A 15,939-nucleotide genomic window follows, 5' to 3' on the forward strand; every position below is an offset into this window, starting at 1 on the left:
GTGTATTTAATAAAGATAGGAAATTTAGCTGATTTCTAAAAGTACATTGTATTTATCTAAGCTTGCTAAATCTTCAATTGAGTTTATGTTGGCAATTTTTTCATGTTCTTCTACTTCTTTTCGAACCTCGATGTGTTTAATTGCTTTTCTAAATCGTCTCACTTCTTCTAAATTAGACAAAATCAGGCCTGGAACCTGAACACTTTTGCCGTCTTTGTCTTTGGCAACCATTGTAAAATAAGACGAATTACAATGCTTGATCACTCCGGTTTGAATATTTTCTGCCTCAACGCGAATCCCTACAATCATCGAACTTCTTCCCACATAATTAACCGAAGCTTTCATGGTTACCAGCTCGCCCACTTCTATTGGTTTAAGAAAGTTTACTGTATCAACAGAAGCTGTTACACAGTAATTACCGCTAAATTTTGATGCCGAAGCAAAAGCAATCTGATCCAGTAATTGTAAAATATATCCTCCGTGAATTTTACCGCTGAAGTTGGTATGCGACGGAAGCATTAACTCTGATATACTAATTTTGGATGATGAAACGGGTTTAAAATCTGCAGTCATGTTTTTGTGTTTTTGGAAATTTCTATAGTTATTTTTTTAACACATAGAAGCATCGCTTTTAATTTAGAAAAAGGTGTTTCACTTTTTCAAATAAATATAGTGTGCTATGTGTTTAATATTTTCTAATTCAATAATTCGTTTTCATCCGTATTTAAAGCCCTGTTGATAATGTTCTCCGGAAGAGATTTCTTGGCTTTCGCTCCCATTTTTTTCAATCTTTCTACACTAGAAATTAAGTTTCCTTTACCGTCAACTAACTTATTCATAGCACTTTCATATTCAGTTTTGGTATCTTTGATTTTATTGCCAATTCTTACCAAATCGGTTACGAAACCCTCAAATTTATCGTATAGCGCTCCGGCCTGGCGCGCAATTTCGAAAGCATTTTCCTGTTGTTTCTGATTCGCCCACATACTATCTATTGTTCGCAGTGTTGCCAGCAATGTACTTGGGGTCACAATTACAATATTGCGGTCAAAGGCTTTATTATATAAAGTTGAATCTTCATTTAGTGCAATGGCAAACGCAGGTTCTATCGGGATAAAAAGCAAAACAAAATCCGGGCTTTCTATTTGGTACAAATCGTGGTAGTTTTTATTTCCGAGTTGTTCTACGTGGCGTTTAATGGATAAAACGTGTTCTCTAAGCCAATCGATTTTCAACAGATCCGATTCTTCGTTAACCCATTTTTCATAAGCAACCAGAGAAACTTTAGAATCGACAATCATTTTCTTTCCGTCCGGCAGATTGATTACAACATCAGGAAAAACGCGATTTCCTTCACTGTTTACAAAACTCTGCTGTACTTCATATTCCCTCCCTTTTTCTAAACCGGATTTTTCCAGAACGCGTTCTAAAACCAATTCGCCCCAATTTCCCTGCATTTTACTGTCGCCTTTTAATGCTTTTGTCAGGTTCAGGGTTTCTTTGCTCATTTGAGCGTTCATTTCGCTTAGACCTATAATCTGCTGGCGAAGTGCCGCATGATAATCGATACTTTCTTTATGTGTTTGATCGACCTTTTGTTCAAATACATGAATTTTATCCTGAAGCGGCAACAGGATATTTTTCATATTCTCACTATTCTGTTCTGTGAATTTAGCCGATTTCTCTTCAAGGATTTTATTAGCCAGGTTTTCAAATTCTTTTGTAAATTTTTCCTGCAGTTCGTTTATTTCACTTTTTTGTTCTTTATGACGTTCCCATAAATTTTCGAAATCAACTTCTTTTTTAGAAAGCTGAATGGCAAGACTGTCTTTTTCTGTCCGGATATTTTCTTTCTCAGAATTGATAACTTGAAGTTGTTTCTGAAAATTATTTCTTTCCGTCTCAAATTGTTCTTTCTGCACTTGAAACTGATTGGTATTTGCATTCAATCTTTCTTCTAAAGAAACTTTCTCTGACTGAAATTTAGCCGAAGACAATACTTTTCCTAAGTATATCCCTAAGATTAAAGCGATTACAAAAGCCAATAAATACGAAAGAAAATCAAACATAGCTAAGTTTTTTTTAAGTAAAAGTACGCAATAATACGTAGTTGGTGTTTTTTAAATTAAAATTTCACGAATTAGTACCAATTCTAAATTAAACAAACAATCGCTGAAAATGTTTCAAAAAAATAAATCAAAAAATAAATAAATTTTAACGCAACCTTTTTAAAAGACCTTCATCTTGTACATATAACCTATTAAAATTTTATCATGAAAAAATTAATATTGAGCTTGTTTATAGCTTTTGGATTGAGCGGATGCTCACTTAATAATGACGACCTTGTTTCTGATTGTGGTACTGACACAAATGTAGCTTTTACAGGTTTCCCGCTTTTATGTAATTACAGCGTAAAAACTTTACCAAATAATTCAACTGCATACGTTCTGGAATCACAGGAAAGAATGGATACTTATTTTACAAAACATGAGAATACATGTACCGTTCCAAGTGATCCAAATATTGATTTTTCTAAAAACCTACTAGTTGGAATTTTTGCAGGAATAAAACCTACTAACGGTTATTTGATAAAAATAACATCTATTATTGAAAATAACTGCCAGATTAAAATCAATTTTTATGAAAAAGCACCTGCAGCCGGCGAAACCGTAACGCAAAACCCAACTTATCCTTCAGATTTCATTTTAATTCCAAGAACTAATAAACCTATAATATTCAATAAGGTTAATGAAAGTGCTGATAATATTGTAATTGGAGCTTTTGGCGGTGTTAATTTTTACAGTCAGTTAAATGATTTTAACATTTTGAACTTTCAGAATGTAGCAACAGGAAATTATGATTTCGGTCAATACAAATACACCGTAAAAACAAAAAGAGGCGAATATACTTCATTCTTAAAAAGTGTTCCTGCTGAAATTTTAGCTTTAAAAGGACAAACTAAAGTTTACGGAACTCCGGATGTTGCTGATGGAGGCGGTACTTATTTTGAACTTCGTCAAGGTGCAGTGGTAACCAAAGTCAGCATCGACAATATGGACACCGATGATCAAAGTACTGAAATCAAAATATTCAAAAAAGCCATTCAGGACAAAATCACTAGTTTAAAATAAGCCCGCGTATGAAAAAGCATTATATAATTCTAATTGTTCTTTGTCTTTTCTCTTCAGCTTATTCGCTAGAATCAACTGGCATAAATTCCGGGTCTATAATCAATACCTGGATATGGGAAAAATCAATTGGCGGCGGATCTAACCCGTACACTGCAACCCCAAAAACTGCCGGATTTACCAAAAAGGTAGTTTTTACTCCGGAGGGAAAAATAATTACTTATAAGAACAATGTTGAGATTAGAGTGAGCAATTATCAAGTAGAAAAAGGTCTTGGTTTTTTAGATCAGGCAGAGCATAACCTTATTACTTTTGAGGGCAAAACATATATCATAGAAAACGTTGATAATCAAAACCTAACAATTGTAAGCAATAATGCAGATGCTGTCCGAACTATTTACAAAAGGTAGTTTTATAAGCTTATAAAAACTATTTTTGCAAAACCAAACAATACCACATTTTTGAAAGACGATTTAGAAAAATATATTAAGCTTTGCATGAAAAATGACAGAGAGGGACAACTGAAAATATATCAGTTGTTCTCTCCTGTTTTATATGGTATATGCTTAAAATATATGAAGAACGAAGACGATGCAAAAGATGTTTTTCAGGAAGCCTTTGTAATCGTTTTTCAAAAAATAAACCAATACAAATTTGAAGGAAGTTTTGAAGGATGGCTCAAAAGAATCTTTATTAATAAACTCATAGAGACTTTAAACAAGAAGAAAAAAGAAAGTTTCTTTCTCGATGTTTTTGATCCTGATACGGATTTTATTGAAGAAGAAGAGCTGGACGTTCTGCCCATAGAACAAGAAAAACTCCTGGAATATATACGGGATTTACCAGACCAGTACCGAACGGTTTTTAACCTGTATGTTTTTGAAAAAATGAAACACAAAGAAATTGCCGATTTATTAAAAATATCAGAAGGAACATCAAAATCTAATTTAAATCGGGCTAAGCACATTTTGCAAAAAAGAATATTGAGCATAAAAAATTTTAAGACAGCATGAAGAAGCAAAAAATAGAAGATATTTTTTCATCAATGGAAGACTTTTCGAGTGTTCCGCCTCCTGAATTATGGGGTCAAATTGAAGAAAAATTAAACGAACCTAAAAAGAAGAAGAAAGTTATTCTTTGGTGGTCGGCTGCTGCATGCTTATTATTGGGCTTAATGCTCCCATCTGTTTTGCATTTTTCTTCTAGCAGCAAACAGATCAATACTATTCACAATAACAGTTTAAAAAACAACACGATTGTTCAGGACGAGAAAAAAAACACCCCTGAAAATAATGATCTAAACAAAGGCATTTCTAAAGAAAATACTATTACAAATCAATCAACGAACAACAATCAAATTTCATCATCAGAAGAAACAACAAATCAATCAAACAATTATCTAAATCAAAATCCGGAAACAGCAGCTCAAACTAATTCTGAAAACAACACCAGCAATGGTTCTTTTGAAACAAAAAAGAATTCTAAAAACAGTTTAAACAACAGTGCTGTTGCAGAAAAATCATCTGATCCTGCTGCAAAAGAAAACAGTTTTAATGCAGTTTCTAAAAATCCGGTTTCGAATGATAAAAAAGCAGGCTTGAATCAGGCTGTAGCCCAAAAATCGTTTAATCAGGACAAAGAAAACAATGCATTTAATTCAGCTTCTAAAGCTTCTCTTTTCGGCAATAAAAACGGAAAATTAAATCCGTCAGTTGAAAAATCATTTACACCGAATAAAACCAACAGCTTTACGACGGCTTCAAAAAGTCAATTAGCAGACGTTGAAAGAAAAAAAGCAGACAAAGCTCTTGCAGAGAAAACATTTAATGGCGGAAAACAAAATAATTTTAACAACGCCTCGAAAAATCAGCTTTCCAATTCAATTTTTGAAAATGTTTCATCTTCAAAAAACAACAACAATATTGCATTTACAGCTTTAAATCCTGCTTTAAATGGAAATCAAAATACTGTAAACTCCAATAAAGAAAAGCAATACATCACAAAAACAACCACAGAAAAAAGTATTGCAAATGTTCAAAAAGAGAATGTGAAAAACAATTCGTCTTTTACTAATGTGAATGTATTGAGCAAAAAGGATTCTGCACAGCTGGCAGAACTTCAAAATCTGGAAAAAGGGATTACAACTCCAGCTGAAGACAAAAAGAAAAAAGAAGATAAACTTCTTTCTAAAAACGAAAAATGGGCTTTACAGCTTTTTGCCGGAGTTGCCAATTCTGAAAACTATAGAAACAATAAAACGCTGGGTAATGTAAACGATTCTAAACAAAGTAATTCTTATGGTGTAAAGACCCAATATAAAATCAACAAAAAATGGGCGGTTGCGTCTGGATTTAAGATCAATGAACTCGGTCAAAGTGTTGCCAACGTTTCTTATTTTAATGTAAAAAGCAGTGCGTTATTTACCCCGGTTGATTATTTTGCCCAAAGTGCCAGCATGCCTCAAATTGCCAGTGATGCTGATTATGTCCTGGTTTCAAATAATGCAAAAGAATCTTTGAAAAGTGATAACGTTCAAAGCGGTAATCTGGATCAAAATTTAAGATACCTGGAAATGCCTTTAGAAGTTTCATATTCGATTTTCAGCCGAAATAAAACTAACATCAATTTAAATACCGGCGCATTTGTTGGTAAATTAATTTCGAATAATGTTGCTTTAGATGGTAATTCTATTGGTGAAAATGTAAATGCAAAAGATTATGTATATGGTTCTACTTTGAGCAGTACGATTCAATACCGTGTTTATAAAAAAACAAACGTTTTTGTAGAGCCAGCTGTAAATTATTATGTAAATCCGTTAAACAGCCAGTCTTTCAATCAGTTTCAATGGGGATTGAATTTTGGATTAAATGTGAATTTCTAACGTTATTTTTATTGTAATTTTGAAGAAAAACACTTATAAATGACTTTAAAAAAGAATTGGAAAGATTCGAAATCACTGCCAAAAAATTTACTTACTGCCAAAGAACTGGTTTATGACCTTTGCGGTTTTGAATGTTCTGAACCTCATCCTGAAAAAGAAAGTCAGGAATATGATGCTTTTGATTTTAGCATCAATAAAAGCCGGGTTAAATTTAGATCGGCAAAGATTACGCCAACAAAAACAGGACAGTTTGTAACGTTATGGAAACGAAATCAATCAGGAATAATTGAACCATTTGATTATAATGATGAAATTGATTTTGTAATTGTGAGTGTTCAAAAAGAGAATTTAGCAGGTCAGTTTATTTTCTCAAAAGATGTTTTACTTAAAAAAGGAATTTTTACTACAGCAGCTAAAGAAGGAATAAGAGCCACGAGGGTTTATCCTCCCTGGGACGAAACAACGAGCAAACAAGCGCAAAAAACACAACAATGGCAATTAGATTATTTTCTTTCTATTTCTAATCAAACAGATCTTAATCGAGCTAAGTTGTTACTTGGCAAACCGCAATAAAAACAAAAGGCAGTTCAAGTTGAACTGCCTTTCTTTATTAAACTCTAAAATTTATTTTTTAAGGATTTTATCTTTATAAACTACTTTATTATTTTCTGATAAAGTGTAAAAATAAAGTCCCGGATTTAAACTTCGAACTGACATTACAGTCTCGCTTACTTCCTGACTGCTTTTAATCTCAATTGGATTTCCTAATGCACGACCGTTTAAATCGTAAAGTCTTAATTTAAGATTTTTACTTTCGTTTGTTTTTATTGTAAGATTTAAAACATCAGATGCAGGGTTTGGATAGGCTTTTACGAAAAATCCGTTTTTAGTTTCAAAGTCCGGTGTCGATAGTACATCTTCTTTCAATTCAAAACGGGCAATTACAGGTCCGTGATCTGAAGTTGTGGTAGTGTAATTTAAAATATCGATGCGAGGATCGTAAACTGCAATTGATTTGTCGATATATTCATCATTCAGTTCATTCGAAATTATGATATGATCTAAGAAACCTCCTGAACTTAAAAAACTGTAAGCTCCAGCCTGGCTGATTCCTAATGTTAAAGCATTGTATCCTGTATTATCTTCGACGAATTTCTGGTAAGATGATGGTGTATTTACATTTCCAACCCATGATTTTACATCATCATTAAAATCTCCTAAGAGAATAAGGTTCGAATCTGGATAATCTGTATCTAAAGCCGTTTTTAGATAGTCAATATCATATTTACGCTGATTGTATTTCATTATATCGGTACCACTGTTTGCGCGTGCATGAAGATCGATCAGGTTGATTTCTTTTTTGATACCACCAATATTAGTTTCTATCTGAACCAAATATGGCAGACGTCCTGATGAGAAAAAGCTGTCATCATTTTTCTCAGGTGTTTCTGTACCCGGATAATTTGGCAAAACTACAGTTCCAAGGCGAACCTGATCGTATAAATCTTTAAACAACACTTTTGTATTTTTTACAGTCGTTGTTTTTGTGTTATATAGCACTACTAATTTTTGAGGTGGAAAATTAGGATCCGGGTCTTGAAACGAATATGACCAGGAAGTCGAAATTGTTTTATCGAATGTTTTACCGTTGATATTTATTTTAGAAATTAAAATATCAATTGACGGATCATCAGATACTTCCTGAACTACATAAACGTCAGCATTTAATTTATTCATTACTTTAGCAACGTTTTCTATTTGTAACGCATCATTTGTAGGTCCAAATTCAACATTGCTTTTATCTCTAACATCTGTCCCAAAAAATTCCAAATTGTAAGTTACAACATCAAAAGTATCTACTTTTAGAATAGAAGATCCTGTAAAAGAGCCGATTTTTTTGTTGAGTTCTGTTCCAGTTATCGTTAATGCACCAGAAATTGTTGGTTCTTTTGTTGTTGGCGCAAATCTAGCATAAAGTGTTTTTCCTGTTCCTGCATCTGCAGAAGAAACGATAATACTTGATGCAAATGAAACATTATCTGTTGATAATTCATACGATGACGGAGCAGTAATAGTTATATCGCCATATCCTACGGCTGTAAAAATAAATGACTGACTGGCAGAAACCGAATTTGGACTTATATCTGCAAAATCTAAAATTGGATTTGCATCCACATATTGTGATTCATTTGTAATGGCAAAATCATCAAAAGACCATTCTGCAGCGTTCCCATTTCCACCTGAAACTGTTTCGTAAACCCAAGCTAAATAAGTGTGATCTGTTTTATAAGCAGTTAAATTTATATACTGAGACTTTGTATAATTTCCGGTATTGCCCGGAAATTTCCCGTCTAATGCTGTCCATGTTGCGGTATTTGGGTCACTTACTCCGTCATAATTTGTAGAAACTAATAATTTTAAAGATGGTCCATCATAAAATTGACGAGAGTAAAAAGATAATAATGGAATTTGGCTAAAACTATCTAAACGTAATCGCGGAGAAATCAACCAGTCTTTACTTGGGCCGTTATCTGAGAATCCGTTTATTAAAACTGCTCCAGTTCCAGAATTAACATTTCGTGACTGAGTGGTATGCGACCATTTGTTTATAGCCCCAGCCTCATTGTATTGCAGCCATTGGCTGTTTGAGAAAATGTTTACATCATCAAAATTTTGTACAAAAGGATTTACTCCAAAAGCGGTTAAAGTAACTGTCTTGGTTGTACCTCCTGTTGTTTCATGAGTTATGGAACCTGTAAAACTTCCAATTGCTGTTGGTGTAAACTTTACGTAAACTGATGGCGTCGCATTAGAATTAAAATCAGCAGGGACAAATGTTAACGATGATGAAAATGTTATATTGTCTTTAGAAATAGTAAAATTTCCAGAAGCAGTAACCACTACATTTGCAGTAAGATTAGAAGCTCCTATCTGATAACTTTTAACTAAAGGATCAAAATTAGGTTCGGTACCGCCTAAATTTAATACACCAACTGATGTAGATATAGCAGGAGGAATAACATTTAGTGTTGTAACATCTATTTTATTTACTGTCTGAGTATTTCCAATTATGTCTTCTGAGGTTGAAAAAATAGAATATGCCGTGCTTAAGGTTAATCCGGTAAAACTTTTTACATATTCCTTAGCTGGACTTGTTACATCAAAAACTCCTGATTGTAATGCTGCAGTTCCATTTGAATCCTGACCTGCTTTTATTTGCACAATAGTTGGCTCTGCACTTCCACCTGGCAGCAGTACGTAATATGTTTTTCCAATTTCATCTATTTTATTAATAAAATCAAAACTTTCTCCTAAGATATTAGACGTTTTTGGATAGCCGGCGATATTAGCTGGGCCTTCTATATCCTTTCTAATATCAATATTGTCAATTGCGAAAGATTGGCGAGAGCCTGCAGTACCTGAAGCTAATCTTGCGATCCATCTTATCTGAACTACCTGTTGATTATCGCAATCAGACGGTAATGTAACACTTATTCTCGTAGTACTATTATTTAATGGATTTGTAACTGCTGTGGTTTGAGGAGTAGTACTATTGTTTAAATATTCTGTTGAAGGTAAATTTATAAAAGCCCCTGTAGTTCCAACACGATATTGTAAACCCATTTCCTGAAGACGATTATTGCCTGCTCCATCAAAAGGATTACGTATTATCATAGCATCATATTGAACCCTAACACCTGTAATATTAACCGTTGAAAATGCAAAACCAATTGAAAAATCTGCACTAGTAGTATTTAAGAAACCTATTTTACCATTATAATTATGGATGTTTCCACTACTGGTATTTGCAGTACTGCTGGCAAGTAAGCCTCTATCACCTGATAAGGCTGTACTATACGATGATGTATTTTGACTTGCGCTTACTAACCATCCCTGAAAACCATCTGGATAAGTGGTTGAATTTGCTGCTAATGCATTAAAATTTTGCGTATAAGGCAAAGGTTGCGGCACTGGCATCGTCTGCGCATTTAGCACCAAGCAACATAAAAAACCTAATAATGTCATTAAATGACGAAAAGAGTAATTGTTTTTCATACGTTTTTATAATAGAGTTTTTAGAATTCAAATTTATCTCGTTTAAAGTTAAGAGAATATTGTAAAAACATAAAATTATTGTAAGGTATTCTGTAAGTATATATGAGAAAAAATCACATAATTGAATCTTAATTGTTATTTTTATCAGATATATTGGGCTTTTAATGATTTTTATAACATTTATATTCTTTTTTCAATTATTCAAAATTAACAAGAAAAAACTTTTATCCAACTTTACTTTTTAATATTAAAAAACAAAAAAAAGCTGTCTGAAAAACAGACAGCTCTCTATAATAATTCAATTTTTATTATTAAACTGCGGTATAACCTCCATCGGCAATAATATAACTTCCGGTTGTGAAAGAAGATTTCTCCGAACTTAAAAAAGTGACAAGTTCTGCAATTTCTTCGGCAGTTCCCAAACGATTCATTGGCGCTTTTGCTGCAACGGCATTCATCGCATCATTATTCAGATTATCTTTTAGTAAAGCCGTTTCGATATATCCCGGACCAACAGCATTACAACGAATATTTTTCTGAGCATATTCTGCCGCAATATTTTTTGTTAAACCTACCACTCCGTGTTTAGAAGCTGTATAAGCCGGACTTAACGGGGCTGCAACCTGCCCGTGAATAGAAGCAATATTAACGATATTTCCTCCGCCATTTTTTTCCATTTGCTCTAATTGGTAGCGGCAAGCATAAAATACACCGCTCAAATTCAGTGCAATAACACGATCCCAGGCTTCTGGTTCATATTCTCCGGTTGGTTTCGCAGGACCTCCCATTCCTGCATTGTTACAGGCAATATCAAGTCGGCCGTATTTTGAAACCGTTACCTCAACCATACGTTTATTGTCAATTGCACTAGACGAGTCGCCCTTTACAAAAAAAGCTTCTCCACCGCTATCCTTTATCACTTTTACGGTTTCTTCACCGTGTTCTACATTAATATCTGAAATTACAACTTTTGCTCCTTCTCGAGCGTAGGCTTCTGCAACAGCGCGTCCAATTCCTGAACCACCGCCAGATACAAAAGCTACTTTGTTTTCTAAAAGTGCCATTTTTTATGTATTTAAAATTTGTACTCTAAATTTACGAAGATATCTACTGACAGCCATAGCAAAATCAGGGTTTACAATAAGATTAAGACTTTCTCATAATCAAATGTTATTTCACATTAAAATCACATAAATCCATTCCTTTTTTCTTATTGTTCATCTTCGTCTAATTTCATGTTACCTCGGTCTTCATGATTATCCGGATGTGAATTTGGATAGCGGTTTGGTGTAATATCCGAATTTCTGTCTTTATTCTCCACCGTTTTTTTTGCTTCTTCTTCGGAGGAAACACCACGGTTTGCATTTGCATTATTTGGGTTCACATCTCCTTTGACAACTTTAATATCTTCGTTTTCATTTCTCGCTCTTTCAACCACTTCTTTTTTTCCATCAGCATCTGTTACTACTTCTTTTTTCAAATTAGCATCATCTGCTTTTCCATCGTGCGAAATATTTTTTCCTTTAGATTCATCTATATTTTTTTGCACTCCATTTATCTTTTTAGAGCCTAAATTATTCGTTTCCATATCTTTATTATTTTGAGTTTCTATCTTAATATTACGAATTCTAAATTTTAAAACGAAATGGTTTAACATAGCTTTTGGTTTATAAATCATTTTCATAACTTTAAGTACAAAACCACAACACACTATTTATCAAATAATTAAATTGAAAAAACACATGAAATTTTTAAAAACCAAAACAAGCTGGTCTAATGCCGAATTTATTTTGATAAAATTATGCATGGCCTCTATATATATTTTTATTGGAAGTTATTTCCATGATTTTTTCAAAAACTATTATGCTCCTTTATTAATCGTATTTTCCATTACCGTAATTTGGTTTGTTTATGAATGGCTGAAAAAGATGAAATCGAAAAACGATAAACACACAGCAGATATGCTTTAATACTTGCAGAACAACCTTATCTTTGCAAAAAAATTAAAACATGCACAGGCACTTCATTCTTTTTAAACCTTACGGCTATTTGAGCCAATTTATTTATGAATTAAAAAGAAAGAAAAAACTTTTGGGCGAATTGCATGATTTCCCACAAGGCACTATGGCAATTGGAAGATTAGACGAAGATTCTGAAGGTTTGCTTTTGCTGACAACTGACGGAAAAGTAAGCGAGCAGATTAGAAGCAAAAAAGTAGACAAAGAATATTACGTTCAGGTAGACGGCATTATTACGCCCGAAGCAATCGAGCAATTGCAAAAAGGCGTTGAGATAGGTTTTGAAGGAGGCAAATACAAAACAAAACCCTGCTCTGCTTTTATTGTCACCGAAATTCCCGATTTTGGTCCGAGAGCTAAAAAAATCAGAGACGAACGTCATGGCCCTACTTCGTGGGCTTCTATTACGGTAAATGAAGGAAAGTTTCGTCAGGTTCGAAAAATGACTGCTGCGGTTGGTTTTCCAACTTTAAGGTTAGTTCGCGTTAGAATAGGAAATGTATATTTGCAAAACCTAAAAGCCGGAGATGTTTTAGAAGTAAGCGGTTTTCAAATAAACGATTAAATAAATTAACAAATAAACAATAATGCTAAACGTAGTTCTCGTAGAGCCTGAAATACCAAATAATACCGGAAATATTGGAAGATTGTGCGTTGGAACTGAAAGCCGGCTGCATTTAATTCATCCCTTCGGATTTGTAATTAATGATAAAAACCTAAAACGTTCGGGTCTGGATTATTGGGTGCATCTCGATGTAACCGAATATCAAAATGTAGACGAATGGGTTAAACAAATTCCGGATCATTCCCGTGTTTTCCTCATGAGTTCCCATGCCGAAAAATCCTATTTCGAAATTGAATTTCAGGATGGTGACTGGTTAGTATTTGGGAAAGAAAGCGTTGGTTTAAGCAAAGAATTTATGGCTAGATTCGAAAATCATTTAACAATCCCGATGTCTCCGCTAATTCGATCTTTTAATATCGCAAACTCGGTTGCTTTTGTGGTTGGTGAAGCTAAAAGACAGATTGGATTAAAGAAATAATCCCGATATCCCACAGGGTTTGTAAAAATCTTGCAGGAGCAGATTAAATCTTATCAATTTTACTTTTTCAAATAGTATGAAAAAAACGGTAACAGTTAATGAAGCGATCAGCAAAGGAAAAATTACACTTGTTTATTTGCCTATGGCAGTTATGGTGGTAATTATCACTTTAGGCATTACTCTTAGTGTATATGATTTAGTTCCCGGATGGACAATTCCTATCACTTTTATTCTTGGTACTTTATTAGGCTGGATAACGTGGAGTTATTTTGTTAATAAATGGAAAGTCTGGGCTTATGAAAATGTGCGAAATGTTAACGAATTAAAACGAAAAGCAATAAACCAGAAACTAATTTGGAAAAGCGACAGCTGGTTTGAAAAAACAGAATTTAAAAATTCAGAGCAGGAGGCAAAACTGCAGTTATTACAGAAAAAATTTCTTGAAAAAGATGTTTATAAAGACGATATAAACGTACCTAAAGAGACCTTAATTTATTATTCAAAAACTAGTATTTATTTTGCACTAGCGGTAAGTGTTGGAATAATTTTAATTGGAATTTACCTAGTTTTGGAAGCAGAATACTGGTCTTTAATACTAATATTAATTGGATTATATCTGGCTTACGATCAATTTACGAAACTTAAAAACAATAACCCGCAAATTGTAATTAATGACAAAGGAATTAAATTAAGAGATGAAAAGCTGGTTTCCTGGAAAAACATCCATGATGACAATGTGTTTAACCAATCCAGCGGCCGGGATTCTGCTAATTTTCTATCTTTTAACAACGTGATGGTCGAGATTGATGAATTAGACATAAAATTTGAAGAACTGGAACACTTGCTTCATGTTTACAGAGTTCGCTTTGAAAACAATAATTAAGTCACGATAAATTTTCCTTTTTCGGCATCAAAAACAATATGTTCGTCTTTAAACAAAGCTGCGAAACTTCCGTTTGAAATTAAATGACAAGGTTCGTCCTGAACCACATTTTCAGGTGTCATCACAATCATTTCATCACTTAACTGAATTGCCAGATCAATATCATGGGTCGAAAATAAAATACACTTTTGAGTTTCCTGAGTTAGTTTCTTTAATAATTTAAATAAAGAAACTTTGTGCAGTAAATCCAAATGAGTAGTGGGTTCGTCCAGAATAATCAGCGGTGTGTCTTGTGCCAAAGCTCTGGCAATTAAAACCTTTTGTAATTGTCCGTCACTTATTTCATAATGTTTTTTATGAGAAAGATGTTCGATTTGTGTCAATTGCATCGCTTCCTGAACTTTTTCGATATCGGTTTGAGTTAAAGTTCCCACCCAATTTGTATAGGGCTGACGGCCTAACGCAACCAATTCGAAAACGGAAAGATTACTTGGCGGTAATTTTTCGGTTAAAACCAAACTTAAATTCTGTGCTAATTCTAAAGGTTTGTAAGCAGAGATATTTTTATCATTTAAATAAACATTTCCTGATAACGGATGCTGAATTCCGGTGATGGTTCGCAGCAACGTCGATTTACCAACTCCGTTTGCTCCAATCAAAGAAATGAGTTTTCCTGACTTCAAATTTAAATTCAAATTTTGCGCAATCGTCACAACTGCATTCTTGGATTTATATCCAATATTTAAATTTGCTGTATTTAGGATACTTCTTTTCATTGAGATTGTTTTTTTTGAAAGTTGCTAAGGTTCTAAGATACTGAGCTGCTAAGTTTTTTTGCCCACAGATTAAATGATTATTCAGATTTTCTGGTTTTTTTAATCCATTAATCTGTAACAAAAAATCATTGAAAATTTCTTTTCCTCACTAAAAGCCAGATTACAACCGGCGCACCAATAATAGATGTAATAGCATTTATTGGAAGCGTAACATCAAATCCCGGCATTTGTGAGACAATATCACAGAACAACATAATAATTGAACCGAAAAATAAAGTACTCCAAAATAATATGGTGTGGTTACTCGTTTGAAATGTTAGTTTTGCGATATGCGGTACTGCTAAACCAATAAATGCAATGGGCCCTGCAAATGCTGTAATCGCTCCTGATAATATACTCGTTGCAAATATGATAATCAGTCTTGCTCTTTTAAAATTTAAACCCATGCTTTTTGCATAATTTTCACCTAAAAGCAACGCATTTAAAGGTTTGATACTTTTAGCACTTAAAAGCAATCCAATTCCAACACAGAAAGTCAAAATTCCGATGGTTGACCACGAAAGGTTTCCTAAACTCCCCATTGACCAAAAGGTGAATTTCTGCAATTGTTCGGCTGTACTGAAATAAGTCAAAACACTTACTATTGCGGTTGTAAAACTTCCAAACATTAAACCAACAATTAAAATTGCCATTGTATCCCGTAATCTTTGCGAAACTACCAAAACCAAAAGCAAAACTAAGGTACTGCCAAATGTTGAGGCAATTACAATTCCGTATGAGGATAAAGCAATTACACTTAAAAAAGAAGGCAGAAATCCAGCGCCCAAAATCACAAAAGCAACACCCAGACTTGCTCCGGAACTCAATCCTAAAACATAGGGTCCGGCAAGCGGATTTCGAAATAAAGTCTGCATTAAGAGTCCGCTGATCGAAAGTCCGGTTCCTACCAAAACTGCCGTAATTGCTTTTGGCAGACGGTAATTAATAATAATATACTCCCAGGTTGATTTTGCTGCATGTCCGCCTGTTAAACTTGTAAAAACATCTTTCAGCGGAATCATGACCGATCCCAAACTAATGCTTGCAAAAAACATCAGCAATAGGCCCAAAGTCAGAATAGCAAATAAAATGGTATTTCGTTTTTTATCCGCCAA

16 protein-coding genes are annotated in these 15,939 nt (G+C 33.8%); 9 read left to right on the plus strand and 7 right to left on the minus strand.

The features are described 5' to 3' along the window. Positions 1–24: 24 nt before the first annotated feature. Positions 25–573, minus strand: coding sequence for an acyl-CoA thioesterase (locus BKM63_RS01710; protein ID WP_071634946.1), 549 nt, complete (start codon positions 571–573; stop codon positions 25–27). Positions 574–695: 122 nt separating this feature from the next. After that, positions 696–2,069: a DNA recombination protein RmuC gene (gene rmuC, locus BKM63_RS01715; RefSeq protein ID WP_071634947.1), complete on the minus strand. Its 1,374-nt coding sequence runs from the start codon at positions 2,067–2,069 to the stop codon at positions 696–698. Between the two features lie 204 nt (positions 2,070–2,273). Between rmuC and BKM63_RS01720 the strand changes: the two genes are divergently transcribed. The 5 genes from BKM63_RS01720 (at position 2,274) to BKM63_RS01740 (ending at position 6,582) form a co-directional block, all read left to right on the plus strand. Then, positions 2,274–3,131, plus strand: a complete 858-nt coding sequence (locus tag BKM63_RS01720; RefSeq protein WP_071634948.1) for a protease complex subunit PrcB family protein — start codon at positions 2,274–2,276, stop codon at positions 3,129–3,131. Between the two features lie 8 nt (positions 3,132–3,139). Next, on the plus strand, positions 3,140–3,538 hold the full coding sequence (locus BKM63_RS01725) for a hypothetical protein (protein WP_071634949.1): 399 nt from the start codon (positions 3,140–3,142) through the stop codon (positions 3,536–3,538). Between the two features lie 87 nt (positions 3,539–3,625). Then, complete coding sequence (locus BKM63_RS01730) at positions 3,626–4,141, plus strand: RNA polymerase sigma factor (RefSeq protein ID WP_278248007.1); 516 nt, start codon at positions 3,626–3,628, stop codon at positions 4,139–4,141. Beyond that, positions 4,138–6,009: a hypothetical protein gene (locus BKM63_RS01735; protein ID WP_071634951.1), complete on the plus strand. Its 1,872-nt coding sequence runs from the start codon at positions 4,138–4,140 to the stop codon at positions 6,007–6,009. The genes BKM63_RS01730 and BKM63_RS01735 overlap by 4 nt, the downstream gene beginning before the upstream one ends. A 39-nt stretch (positions 6,010–6,048) precedes the next feature. Further along, complete coding sequence (locus BKM63_RS01740) at positions 6,049–6,582, plus strand: MepB family protein (protein ID WP_071634952.1); 534 nt, start codon at positions 6,049–6,051, stop codon at positions 6,580–6,582. A gap of 51 nt (positions 6,583–6,633) precedes the next feature. On the opposite strand, the gene BKM63_RS01745 is transcribed toward BKM63_RS01740, so the two are convergent. The 3 genes from BKM63_RS01745 to BKM63_RS01755 all read right to left on the minus strand — a co-directional run bounded on the left by BKM63_RS01745 (position 6,634) and on the right by BKM63_RS01755 (position 11,653). Continuing rightward, a complete protein-coding gene (locus BKM63_RS01745; protein WP_071634953.1) occupies positions 6,634–10,065 on the minus strand; it encodes a T9SS type A sorting domain-containing protein in 3,432 nt (1,143 codons plus the stop codon). Between the two features lie 311 nt (positions 10,066–10,376). Next, entirely contained in the window at positions 10,377–11,129 is a 753-nt protein-coding gene (locus BKM63_RS01750; protein ID WP_071634954.1) for an SDR family NAD(P)-dependent oxidoreductase, read from the minus strand. 146 nt (positions 11,130–11,275) lie between these two features. Continuing rightward, positions 11,276–11,653, minus strand: coding sequence for a hypothetical protein (locus tag BKM63_RS01755; protein ID WP_071635061.1), 378 nt, complete (start codon positions 11,651–11,653; stop codon positions 11,276–11,278). Positions 11,654–11,807: 154 nt separating this feature from the next. On the opposite strand from BKM63_RS01755, the gene BKM63_RS01760 reads away from it, so the two are divergent. The 4 genes from BKM63_RS01760 (at position 11,808) to BKM63_RS01775 (ending at position 14,009) form a co-directional block, all read left to right on the plus strand. After that, positions 11,808–12,035 (plus strand): hypothetical protein, encoded by a 228-nt coding sequence (locus BKM63_RS01760; RefSeq protein ID WP_071634955.1) that lies wholly within the window; start codon positions 11,808–11,810, stop codon positions 12,033–12,035. 40 nt (positions 12,036–12,075) lie between these two features. Then, positions 12,076–12,648, plus strand: a complete 573-nt coding sequence (locus BKM63_RS01765; protein ID WP_071634956.1) for a pseudouridine synthase — start codon at positions 12,076–12,078, stop codon at positions 12,646–12,648. Between the two features lie 22 nt (positions 12,649–12,670). Next, positions 12,671–13,126: a tRNA (cytidine(34)-2'-O)-methyltransferase gene (locus BKM63_RS01770; RefSeq protein ID WP_071634957.1), complete on the plus strand. Its 456-nt coding sequence runs from the start codon at positions 12,671–12,673 to the stop codon at positions 13,124–13,126. A gap of 76 nt (positions 13,127–13,202) precedes the next feature. Beyond that, entirely contained in the window at positions 13,203–14,009 is an 807-nt protein-coding gene (locus tag BKM63_RS01775; RefSeq protein ID WP_071634958.1) for a hypothetical protein, read from the plus strand. On the opposite strand, the gene BKM63_RS01780 is transcribed toward BKM63_RS01775, so the two are convergent. Both BKM63_RS01780 and BKM63_RS01785 read right to left on the minus strand, forming a co-directional pair. Beyond that, positions 14,006–14,785 carry an ABC transporter ATP-binding protein gene (locus BKM63_RS01780; RefSeq protein WP_071634959.1) on the minus strand — a complete coding sequence of 260 codons (780 nt, stop codon included), beginning with the start codon at positions 14,783–14,785 and terminating at the stop codon, positions 14,006–14,008. The two genes, BKM63_RS01775 and BKM63_RS01780, sit on opposite strands and share 4 nt — an antisense overlap. A gap of 125 nt (positions 14,786–14,910) precedes the next feature. Then, positions 14,911–15,939 (minus strand): iron ABC transporter permease, encoded by a 1,029-nt coding sequence (locus BKM63_RS01785; protein WP_123907035.1) that lies wholly within the window; start codon positions 15,937–15,939, stop codon positions 14,911–14,913.

The organism is Flavobacterium johnsoniae (assembly GCF_001879205.1).
Taxonomy (GTDB): Bacteria; Bacteroidota; Bacteroidia; order Flavobacteriales; family Flavobacteriaceae; genus Flavobacterium; species Flavobacterium johnsoniae_A.

Bases quoted from the DNA above. Each gene is read 5' to 3' on its own strand.
- BKM63_RS01760 (WP_071634955.1), top strand. From the start codon at position 11,808: ATGAAATTTTTAAAAACCAAAACAAGCTGGTCTAATGCCGAATTTATT.
- BKM63_RS01755 (WP_071635061.1), bottom strand. From the start codon at position 11,653: ATGGAAACGAATAATTTAGGCTCTAAAAAGATAAATGGAGTGCAAAAA.
- BKM63_RS01725 (WP_071634949.1), top strand. From the start codon at position 3,140: ATGAAAAAGCATTATATAATTCTAATTGTTCTTTGTCTTTTCTCTTCA.
- BKM63_RS01745 (WP_071634953.1), bottom strand. From the start codon at position 10,065: ATGAAAAACAATTACTCTTTTCGTCATTTAATGACATTATTAGGTTTT.
- BKM63_RS01735 (WP_071634951.1), top strand. From the start codon at position 4,138: ATGAAGAAGCAAAAAATAGAAGATATTTTTTCATCAATGGAAGACTTT.
- BKM63_RS01770 (WP_071634957.1), top strand. From the start codon at position 12,671: ATGCTAAACGTAGTTCTCGTAGAGCCTGAAATACCAAATAATACCGGA.
- rmuC (WP_071634947.1), bottom strand. From the start codon at position 2,069: ATGTTTGATTTTCTTTCGTATTTATTGGCTTTTGTAATCGCTTTAATC.
- BKM63_RS01780 (WP_071634959.1), bottom strand. From the start codon at position 14,785: ATGAAAAGAAGTATCCTAAATACAGCAAATTTAAATATTGGATATAAA.
- BKM63_RS01710 (WP_071634946.1), bottom strand. From the start codon at position 573: ATGACTGCAGATTTTAAACCCGTTTCATCATCCAAAATTAGTATATCA.
- BKM63_RS01775 (WP_071634958.1), top strand. From the start codon at position 13,203: ATGAAAAAAACGGTAACAGTTAATGAAGCGATCAGCAAAGGAAAAATT.
- BKM63_RS01730 (WP_278248007.1), top strand. From the start codon at position 3,626: ATGAAAAATGACAGAGAGGGACAACTGAAAATATATCAGTTGTTCTCT.
- BKM63_RS01740 (WP_071634952.1), top strand. From the start codon at position 6,049: ATGACTTTAAAAAAGAATTGGAAAGATTCGAAATCACTGCCAAAAAAT.
- BKM63_RS01765 (WP_071634956.1), top strand. From the start codon at position 12,076: ATGCACAGGCACTTCATTCTTTTTAAACCTTACGGCTATTTGAGCCAA.
- BKM63_RS01720 (WP_071634948.1), top strand. From the start codon at position 2,274: ATGAAAAAATTAATATTGAGCTTGTTTATAGCTTTTGGATTGAGCGGA.
- BKM63_RS01750 (WP_071634954.1), bottom strand. From the start codon at position 11,129: ATGGCACTTTTAGAAAACAAAGTAGCTTTTGTATCTGGCGGTGGTTCA.